Source organism: Novosphingobium sp. DS6-6 (genome assembly GCF_057784975.1).
Genome location: NZ_JBYNTS010000007.1, coordinates 212511 through 221020, shown reverse-complemented (window position 1 = coordinate 221020; position 8510 = coordinate 212511). Strand labels below are relative to the sequence as shown.

General features: G+C 63.2%; 10 protein-coding genes and 1 pseudogene. 3 read left to right on the top strand and 8 right to left on the bottom strand.

Features of this window, described 5'->3' with window-relative positions:
- Nucleotides 1-105, top strand: a pseudogene (locus AC3EDY_RS10930) (IS630 family transposase); the annotation flags it as partial.
- 336 nt (nucleotides 106-441) lie between these two features.
- On the opposite strand, the gene AC3EDY_RS10925 reads toward AC3EDY_RS10930, so the two are convergent.
- The 7 genes from AC3EDY_RS10925 to AC3EDY_RS10895 all read right to left on the bottom strand — a co-directional run bounded on the left by AC3EDY_RS10925 (nucleotide 442) and on the right by AC3EDY_RS10895 (nucleotide 6308).
- Nucleotides 442-792 (bottom strand): hypothetical protein, encoded by a 351-nt coding sequence (locus AC3EDY_RS10925; RefSeq protein WP_488572523.1) that lies wholly within the window; start codon nucleotides 790-792, stop codon nucleotides 442-444.
- Between the two features lie 131 nt (nucleotides 793-923).
- Nucleotides 924-1310 carry a type II toxin-antitoxin system VapC family toxin gene (locus AC3EDY_RS10920; protein WP_488572522.1) on the bottom strand — a complete coding sequence of 129 codons (387 nt, stop codon included), beginning with the start codon at nucleotides 1308-1310 and terminating at the stop codon, nucleotides 924-926.
- Nucleotides 1307-1540 carry a type II toxin-antitoxin system Phd/YefM family antitoxin gene (locus AC3EDY_RS10915; protein WP_488572521.1) on the bottom strand — a complete coding sequence of 78 codons (234 nt, stop codon included), beginning with the start codon at nucleotides 1538-1540 and terminating at the stop codon, nucleotides 1307-1309. The genes AC3EDY_RS10920 and AC3EDY_RS10915 overlap by 4 nt, the downstream gene beginning before the upstream one ends.
- Nucleotides 1541-1665: 125 nt before the next feature.
- Nucleotides 1666-4683, bottom strand: a complete 3018-nt coding sequence (gene mobF, locus AC3EDY_RS10910) for a MobF family relaxase (protein WP_488572520.1) — start codon at nucleotides 4681-4683, stop codon at nucleotides 1666-1668.
- Nucleotides 4680-5444 (bottom strand): hypothetical protein, encoded by a 765-nt coding sequence (locus AC3EDY_RS10905; RefSeq protein WP_488572519.1) that lies wholly within the window; start codon nucleotides 5442-5444, stop codon nucleotides 4680-4682. Before AC3EDY_RS10905 ends, mobF begins: the two co-directional genes overlap by 4 nt.
- A gap of 355 nt (nucleotides 5445-5799) precedes the next feature.
- Nucleotides 5800-6066 (bottom strand): hypothetical protein, encoded by a 267-nt coding sequence (locus AC3EDY_RS10900; RefSeq protein WP_488572518.1) that lies wholly within the window; start codon nucleotides 6064-6066, stop codon nucleotides 5800-5802.
- On the bottom strand, nucleotides 6066-6308 hold the full coding sequence (locus AC3EDY_RS10895; protein ID WP_488572517.1) for a helix-turn-helix transcriptional regulator: 243 nt from the start codon (nucleotides 6306-6308) through the stop codon (nucleotides 6066-6068). The genes AC3EDY_RS10900 and AC3EDY_RS10895 overlap by 1 nt, the downstream gene beginning before the upstream one ends.
- A 185-nt stretch (nucleotides 6309-6493) precedes the next feature.
- Here AC3EDY_RS10895 and parS point away from each other — a divergent pair, with 185 nt between their 5' ends.
- Nucleotides 6494-7015, top strand: coding sequence for a type II RES/Xre toxin-antitoxin system antitoxin (gene parS, locus AC3EDY_RS10890; protein ID WP_483660875.1), 522 nt, complete (start codon nucleotides 6494-6496; stop codon nucleotides 7013-7015).
- Complete coding sequence (locus AC3EDY_RS10885; protein WP_483660878.1) at nucleotides 7012-7497, top strand: RES family NAD+ phosphorylase; 486 nt, start codon at nucleotides 7012-7014, stop codon at nucleotides 7495-7497. The genes parS and AC3EDY_RS10885 overlap by 4 nt, the downstream gene beginning before the upstream one ends.
- A gap of 1 nt (nucleotide 7498) precedes the next feature.
- Here AC3EDY_RS10885 and AC3EDY_RS10880 read toward each other — a convergent pair whose 3' ends face one another.
- Nucleotides 7499-8491, bottom strand: a complete 993-nt coding sequence (locus AC3EDY_RS10880) for a hypothetical protein (protein WP_488572516.1) — start codon at nucleotides 8489-8491, stop codon at nucleotides 7499-7501.
- Between the last annotated feature and the right edge of the window lie 19 nt (nucleotides 8492-8510).

The following is an 8510-nucleotide window of genomic DNA, read 5'->3' as shown; positions in this document are numbered from 1 at the left end:
CGGACTGTCCCCGAACTCTGGGATGCCATTCGCGATGCGCTGCCACGCTTCACACCCCACGAATGCACAAATTACTTTATCGCAGCAGGTTATGAGCCAGAGTGATCGGAATCTGCTCTAGGGTGTTGGCTTGGAGCCGCTGGCATGGCGCATTCTCCTTTCGCAGCCAAGAATGGCGATATCTGCCAGATTGGCAAGATTTCCGGACCAGCGCTGGTGGTCAAAAAACCTCCCGCCCTTCGGCAATGTTGAGCAGCTCGGAAAAGACAAACGTTGCCGGCGCGCGTCCCGATGCTGGAACTAATTCGCGCAGCAGCCCAGTAGCTCATCATAGGCAGGTGGGCGATCCGCGTGCTGCGATTGATGATCATGGAACAAGGTTTTGCCTACATCAAACTGACTTGGTGTTCACAGACGATCATCAAACCCGATGGCTGGATGCTAGGCGTGAATGCCAGCGTCGACCGCGTCGATATAGATCAACACCTCGCCCGCCCGGTTGCTCTGGACCAGATGCATCGCGGTTTGGCCGGAGAAACCCGGCAGCGGTTCTGAGCGGTACCAGGCATAGGCCAGCAGGGGTGAACCAAGGCGGGGCTCGACCTTGCCAAGCACCTCGACCATATGGCGGATGCGGCGCTGGGTGCGGGCGGAGGTGATCCGGTCCTTGCGCTGGATGGCGTCCTTGCCGAGGCCGAGCGTGCTGGCGAGTTCATCGCTGGTGGTGCGCAGCGCTGCGGCAATCTTGCGCGGGGCAAAGGTGCCATTCTCTGTGTAGGCTTGGATCGACATCGCAATGCTCCGCTGCTTCTCGCTCAGTATAGTGCCTCAGCTGACGTGAACCAAGCTGCGGACGACCTGATCGTGGCGTTCACCGCCCGGCCCTTGGCCAAGCCAATCAGGGGCAGATCCTGATGCGGAGGTCACCACAGCCGCTTGATGGCAAACCCGTCAAACAGCGCCTCATTCGATACCAGCACCATGTCTTCCGCCTGCGCCTGAGCGATCAGCAGACGATCGAACGGGTCCTTGTGGGCGATGTTCATCTCGCCCGCGAGCCTCGCATGGTGGACGCTGATCGGCAGTTCGCCGAAGCCCTGTTCGGCGATGATCGCCTCGAAGTCCTGTGCCAGCACCGCCGCGCCGGGCAGCTTGCCGATCCGGAATTTGGTGGCGATCTCCATCGCCGAGGCGGCGCTGACAATGATCTCGTTGGCCTCATCGGCGATGGCATCGCGGGCGCGGCGGCTGAGAGCTTCGTCACCCGCCAGCCACCAGATCAGCGCGTGGGTATCGAGCAGAAGCCTCAAGCGAGGCCCCACCCTTCAAGCTCATCGTTGGGCAGCGGCTCATCGAACCGGGTGTCGACCGTGATCTTGCCCTTGAGCGCGCCGAAGCGGCGTTTGCCGCGCGGGTTCACCGGCACCAGACGCACGGCCGGCACATTGCCGCGTGCGATAACGACTTCACCGCCCGCCAGAGCATCGGCGATCAGGCGGGACAGGTTTGTCTTGGCATCGTGAACCGAGAACTGAGCCATGGGACTACTCCTTGGCTAAGTATATAGCTAAGCCAATGTCTGGAAGCAAGAAGGGTGTCGACAGGCACGGGACTGGTTCGCGCCCATGCTGCTCAAAGCATGTGGGATCATCGGGAAAGACGTTCTCACCGCCCCCGCTCCATATCGCGCTCGCGGTCCAGCTCACGCCCACCCGATCCGCGTCCGGGTTCGCTGCGGTCCAGACCTTTTTCCAGCGTGAGTTCGCGCTCCTTGTTGGTCAGGACCGCCCATACAAACTCGGGCCCGAGCGCCGCACCAAGTCGCCGTAGCTCGTCCGTCATAACGGGATCGCGCTTATCCGGTTCGTTCGCAACCGCTTGCCCGCGCGCAATTTCGATGGCGCTGGTCTTGTCGCCGGGGTTGCGCGCCACATCGCGCTCGATCTTGTGCGCGTCGTCGACGATCAGGATGGCGTCGCCCGTGAATCTCGTCGCGGCGACGAGGAATGAGCGCGTGCTGTTCAGCAGCCGCTCGCTCTCGCTCAGCACCATGATGCCATCCTTCGCGGTCATGCCCTGCGCAATGTGGGCGTTGACCGTGTAGGCGAGGTCGAGCCGTTCCAGCATCGGGTCGCCGTGCTTGAGGTCGATCGCCTCACCACCCTTGGTGGATACGGTAATGCCGTGTTGGCCGACGCTGTCGACCTTGGCCACGTCACTATTGGCGAGGCCGCGCGCATGATCATTGGTAGTCCAGCGGATCGGATCGCCCGCGTGCAGTGCAATGCGCTTTTCGGCAAAGACCGACACGGCATCGTGCGGCAGGTTATGGGGTAGACGCCCCGGGGTGAAAGTCTGCACCCGGCCATCCTGCATCTCGAGCCTGACCCGATCGCCATCATGGCCGAGCACGCGGCCGCGCTCGCCTCGTGCAATGTTCTGGGCGCGCAGGTTGCTGTTGAAGTTGACGATGTGTCCCTCACGGTAGGCCCGTATCTGGCGGGCGCCTTCCCTGGTGATCGTCACCCGATCGAGGACAGTCTGCACATGAGCCTGCTTGCCGAGCTCGCCCTTGTCGGCGCGTTGTTCCTGCACCGCGGTGTTGAGCGCACTGCGCATGGCACGGCTCAAGGTGAGAAGCAGCGTCTGCTCGCGCTCCTCCGGTGACCGGCTGACCCAAATCGCTGCAGCGGTTTCAACACCTTCAAGGCGCGGTAGTTCGAGCGTGCGATCCTTGAGGGCGGCGAAGGCGCCTGGCAGATCCTCGCGCTCAAGTGCCGCAGCAACTTCCTTCATCTGAGGCGAGGCAGCGCGAAGGTTTTCGGTAACGGGCGAGGTCGGAGTGCCGCGCTCCTGCGCTTGCTCGAAGGGCTTGCCGGCCGCAATCGCTTGCAATTGCTTTGTGTCACCGATCATCACTAGCCGCTCGGCTCCCGCGAGATTGGCGAGGCGGACCAGCTTTTCGAATTGCTCGGTGCCGACCAGTGAGGTTTCGTCGACCATGATCCAAGCGCCGCGCAGCTCCCTTGCCGTGTTCGCGGCTTGCTCCGGACTGGCGGTGCCATCCAGCACCGGACGGTGCCGTGCGAGGAATGCGGCGACCGATTTGCCTTCGACGCCAAGCTTTTCGCCGAAATCACGCGCCGTGCGGGTGGCAATCGCCAGCGCATGCACCTGTGTGCCCTCTTCGCGCAGGAGCGCCGCGACCGGCACCAGCGCCGCCGATTTGCCTGTGCCAGCCCCGCCTTGCACCAGATGGACTCGGTCATTGGTCGCAAGAACGTCAACAGCGGCGCGTAGCTGCCCCGTGTTGAGCGGCCGCATGCCGAGGTTCGCCGCCGCTTGCTGAGCGCGCAACGCGGCTGCCGGCCGGTCGGCGAGTGCTCCAACCGCTCCATGCCCTGCGGCGATCTCATGCGCGGCGCGTTGCTCCAGCGCCAGCATGCTGGCAGGCGTTACCATCCGCTCATTGCCGAGCAGCAGGCCTTTGTCCTGCAATTGCGCGATGCGCGCCTCCACGAGATCGGCATTGATCGGGCCGCGACGTTCGAGAGCCGCACGCACAAGATCGAGGCGGCTGAACCCGGCTTCGTTCTCGCCGAGATCGCGTATGGCAGAGGCCACGGCTTGCGCCGCCGCGAAGGCCTGCGGAACGAGGGCCCCCTTGCGCTCCGGCACCAGCGCATCCCCAGAGCGCGGGGTCAGGCCCATTGCCGCGGCCACCTCCAGCCCTTTTGCATGGATGCCGCGAACCCCCTCAACCATCCGCGACCAGAATGTTTCTCCGCGCGCCGACAGCTCAATCGCCGCCGCAATGATCGGCTGCAGATTGAGCCCCACCTGCGCCGCCTTCTCAGCCCATACCTTTCCGCGCTCGTCACGATCCATCGCGGGTTCCTTGTCCCGCCGCGTCGCCAGGGCGGCGATTTCCCGTTCTCGCGGGGAGGAGCGACCATCCTTGTCCAGCGCGGCGAGGATCTGCGCGCGGCGTTCCGAGAAGGCCTCGATCTGGGCGCGCGAGATGCCTGCGATCTCGAACTCTCCCAGCACGGGATTGTTGCCCGGCACGAGTTCGTAGCCGAGTTTCTCCAAGCCCTCGCGCAGATAGGCGTTGTGCACGGCACCGAGGGTGCGCTGATGCTGGTAGATCTCGTCATTCTTGAGCGCATGCCATTTGCCGTCGCTGGCCAGCGTTGCACCGGCCACCACCGCGTGGACGTGCAGTTGCGGGTCCAGTTGGCGGCTGACATCATGGGTGAAGGTGGCGACGAGAAGGTTGCCGGTGTTTTCGGTCACCTGCCGACCGTCCCGCCAGACGCGGGCCTGCGCGAGGTTCTTTTCCGCCCACACGAGCGTCTGGGCTACGGAAGCCCGAAACGCTTCCACCACCCGGTGATCCTTGCCGACGAGCGCGACGAGGCTGACCGATTTTGGCGCGCTGAAGGTCAGATCGAGGCCGGCGCGGTGCTCGCCGCGACTGGCATTGATTTCACTGCCGTCAGGCAATTTGCCTTCCAGAATGCGCTCGAAGGTGGCGGTTTCAACCTTGCCCTCAAGGCCCAGCGCCTGCGCGCCGCGTCCCTGCCAAAGGCTCTGATCGGTGCCATTCTCCAGCGAATAATAATTGTCCGAGGCGTAGTACTCGGCGGCACCGGCAGATGCGACGGGTCCGAGCGACATCATGGCTTCGGCTTGTCCACCATAGGCACGAGTACAGGGCAGGCTTTGGCACCATGCTTGGCCTTCCAGAGTTCGCACATGGCCTGATCAGCGCTGCCGTACATCGCGCGCGCCATCGGATTGGCGATCCAGGCATCTGGGGTGAGACGCGCGAGCGTTGTGATGACAACGGCTGCCGCGAAAAGCGCAGTGATGGCGCCGACGCAGAGTTGCCAGGCAGGCATGCGCCAATCTGGTGCAATCTCATATCTGTTGACGGTGCGCGGCGCCTTCGCAGCGGCTTCGATGACGTCGAGCTTTGCGTTGAACCCGGCGATCCAATCCGGCGAGATTGCCGCCGACATGACCTGTTTGTACAGGTCTTCGACCGCTTCCAGATGCCCATCCAACAATTCTGAAAAGGGCGTTGCGCCTTGCGCGAACCGGGCTGCCAGCATTTCGCCGAGCCTGTTCATGGCCTCCCGGTTAGCTTCGTCGGTCGCATGGAATGCTTCCACCAGTCTCTTCTCACGTCGCTCCGCCGCGCGCAGGATGCGATCGAGGTCGATGCTGACTTGCTCGACTTTCAAGGCCAGGGTTACGGCCGTGCCGGGGTCGATCGGCAGTTTCGGCGGCTCGAACATCGCTCTGCCCTGTTCGCCGGCGCGCACCGCCTCCTCCGCAATGGCGCGCAGCAGGTCGGGACGAGACAGGCCGCGACCTTCCGCGACCGCGTCGAGGTGGGCGAGCAACCGGTCCTCGTAGGCGACATTTACCTGTGCCACCGCACGCGCTCCCAGATCACTGAAATAGGCGAGAGATGGCGGAAATCCCGGCTTCTACGAGGGAAGTAGGCACAAGCTCTACGCCGCAGCCGCAAACCGCAGAGCTTTTGCGGGCAACCTAGAGTTCTACCTAGGCCGTAGAACCGCAGAATTCCAGGACTTTCTGCTTCCCTTGGAGCAGCTAGGCAGTAGCGTGGTGCGTGCAATTCACTTTGCTCACTCAAGCCATGTGAAGTTGGTCTTTGGAGGTCTTGGGAACGTCTGGATTTCCCGTGGGGGTCGCGGCGGCTATTACGCCGCAACACGCTGCCACCAGGCCAGCCCCCTTTGTTGCGAGGCCCGCTCATTGGCCCACTCATTGAATTGTCGGCTTTACGGGCAGGGGGAGCGTCCCCAGAATGGCCGCATCGATGGCCTCACGGATCCTTTCCGCCAGGTTCTGCGCATGGGTGCAGCTGAGCGCGACGGAGACATCACCGATCCGCAAGATTCCACCACGGCAGTCAGCCGGGCAGGCGATCTGTCGATCACAGACTACCGTCAGCGAAGCGACGTTTCCGATCAATATGATCGAATGCGTCGGGACGCTGAAAAGCGGCAACCGGGCAACTGGCTCCGTCATCACAGGAGCCTCCCGAAATCGCGCGGGCTTGGCGGCGGCGGTGGCGCGACAGGGTCACGCGTCGGGAGCTTTGCTACCCAGTCGTCAATGTCGCGCCGCTTCCAGCGCAACTGCCCGCCAAGTGCACAAGGTTTGGGGAAGCCCCCCGCCGCCCGCTTGCGCCAGATCGTGACCCTGCTCATGCGCAGGTGCCGGACGAGATCGTCCGTGGTCATCAGAGTGCTTGTTTCCTCGCGTTCCATCGCCGTTCCTCCACGTCGCAATGCGTGCAGAGGCTTTCACAGGGCGGGGAGCGGACGAAGCCGTTTCTGGGGATTCCTCAGAATTTCTGGGAATTCAGACGGGGCTCATGGGGCAGCATTTAGGTGATGTCCGCACATTGAATTCTGCGCTCAAATGCGCTATCTGAATGCTCAAAGGAGCAACCATGGCCACCTCTGCGACCTATAGCGACAACGTCAGAACAGCGCGTCCCAAGGCTGGAACCTCGCGCGGCAGCATACTTGCAAAGCCCAAGGCAGGCGGCGGCTATCGCGAGCTCTTCGCCGCGTCACCGCAGGCGCGGATTGCGATGATCCGGCAAGGCGTTCCCGCCATCGAGGCCAAGCGGCTGGTGCAGGCGCTCGGGGTCGAGCAGAAGGTGTTCTATCAGGCGCTCGGGCTGAAGACCGCGACGGTCAATCGCAAGATCACCCAGAGCGAGCAGCTCGCCAGTGATGAAAGTGAGCGCCTGCTCGGCGTTGCGCGGCTGATCGGGCAGGTCGAGGCGATCGTGGCGGAGTCTGGCGATCCCAAGGGCTTTGATGCGCCCGAATGGCTGTCGCGCTGGCTGCGTGAGCCGTTGCCCGCGCTTGGCGGGACCCCGCCGATGGCTCTGCTCGATACTATGGAGGGTCAGGCCATGGTCGCCGAGGCGCTCGCCCGCATCCAGAGCGGAGCCTATGCGTGAGCGTATCGGTCTGGCGGATCGCGACTGACACAAAGGACTACGAAGCGGACGATCTCAGCGGCAAGGGAGCGGAAATCACCGGCGGGCGCTGGAACGACAAGGGCGCGCCGCTGGTCTACACCTCGACAAACCGCGCGCTCGCCGCGCTTGAGACCATCGTGCACCTCAACTCGGGCGGCCTGCCGCTCAACCGCTATCTCGTCGAGATCGTCATCCCGGATGATGTCTGGAATGCGGCGGAAGAGATCGACCACACGACCGCGCCGGTGGGGTGGGACGCCGAACCGGCGAGCCGCACATCATCTGACTATGGCACCCGCTGGGCCAGAGCTGCGACCAGTCTGCTGCTGCGCGTCCCCTCGGTGATCGTGCCCGAGGAGAGCAATGTGCTGATCAACCCGCGCCATCCCGACATCGCGGCAATCAACGCCCGCAAGGTGCGCAAGTGGATCTATGATCCGAGGATCGTGCGGAGCATGTGACCTAGCGGACCAGACCCTGCTTGATCAGGAAGGCTTTGAACGCTCCATAGGTGCCACTGGCTGACCTGCCGACGATTTTCCCGAGCACGTCGTCGGTGTAGTCTATGTGACGACCGCGCTTCTCGGCACCTTCCCTGACCCTGGCGGCGATCTGACCGGTCTGGAGGCAAGGATCCCTCTGAAGGATTTTCCAGGTTTCCATGTTCACATAGCGGAACTGGTCCTTCTCGCTCAGTGATTTTGGCGCGGCCTCGACGTACGTATTCAGAGCTCTGGTGAATGCGCCTTCCGCGATGCCGGTAAAGGGGTGATCAGTTTCGCGAACCGGTGAAACATGGACAATGCCGAGGCCCAAGTCATGCTCGTCAGCGTGAGGCTGTGGCATCGGCGCTGGGGCGGTGTCTCGAGATTTCACCCGCTCGTTCAAGACCGCCCTCGGCACCTCGACGAACAATTCCTGCGCCTTCGCACGGGCGTCAATCGCCCCGCTGCGGACGATCAATCGCAGGCCGTTCAATCCTGCAAATTCTTCCTTCGCGATGACGGACGCGCCGTCACCACGCTGGCGCATGGCGCTGCTTTTGCCCGCTTCGAACTTTGCCCGGCAGGTTTCGAGGCGGACGAACCACTTATGCTGCTCGGACGTTTGCAAGCGTGCCTGAAGCTCCCGGTGGCTCGGTTTGCGCAGCCGCCGGTCACATTCCCACGCGGCCGCACCACTCAGGGCCGCCAGACACAGCCACGAGACGGGATTGCCGTCTCCGATCATCGTCAAAATCGTGAGGGCGGCGCCTACTACCGACAGACCAGCACTGGCCCATTTGCCCACATAGAGCCACGTCCACTCGCCTTGCTCAGGATCGAGCCGGTCAAGAAATGCGATGCCAAGGACCGCTTCGGGGGTCTTTTGGGGATCTTCACCGTGCTCTTGAATCAGGGCGGCCCACAGTGTGGGGAACCGCTCCTCGCCCGTCCGCAAATCGAATGTGGCCATCGATGACTGGTCCAAGGGC

What these genes read in the sequence shown, in the direction of transcription:
- AC3EDY_RS10925 (WP_488572523.1), bottom strand. Translation starts at nt 792, where the DNA reads ATGTCGATCCAAGCCTACACAGAGAATGGCACCTTTGCCCCGCGCAAG.
- AC3EDY_RS10915 (WP_488572521.1), bottom strand. Translation starts at nt 1,540, where the DNA reads ATGGCTCAGTTCTCGGTTCACGATGCCAAGACAAACCTGTCCCGCCTG.
- mobF (WP_488572520.1), bottom strand. Translation starts at nt 4,683, where the DNA reads ATGATGTCGCTCGGACCCGTCGCATCTGCCGGTGCCGCCGAGTACTAC.
- AC3EDY_RS10900 (WP_488572518.1), bottom strand. Translation starts at nt 6,066, where the DNA reads ATGACGGAGCCAGTTGCCCGGTTGCCGCTTTTCAGCGTCCCGACGCAT.
- AC3EDY_RS10895 (WP_488572517.1), bottom strand. Translation starts at nt 6,308, where the DNA reads ATGGAACGCGAGGAAACAAGCACTCTGATGACCACGGACGATCTCGTC.
- parS (WP_483660875.1), top strand. Translation starts at nt 6,494, where the DNA reads ATGGCCACCTCTGCGACCTATAGCGACAACGTCAGAACAGCGCGTCCC.
- AC3EDY_RS10880 (WP_488572516.1), bottom strand. Translation starts at nt 8,491, where the DNA reads ATGGCCACATTCGATTTGCGGACGGGCGAGGAGCGGTTCCCCACACTG.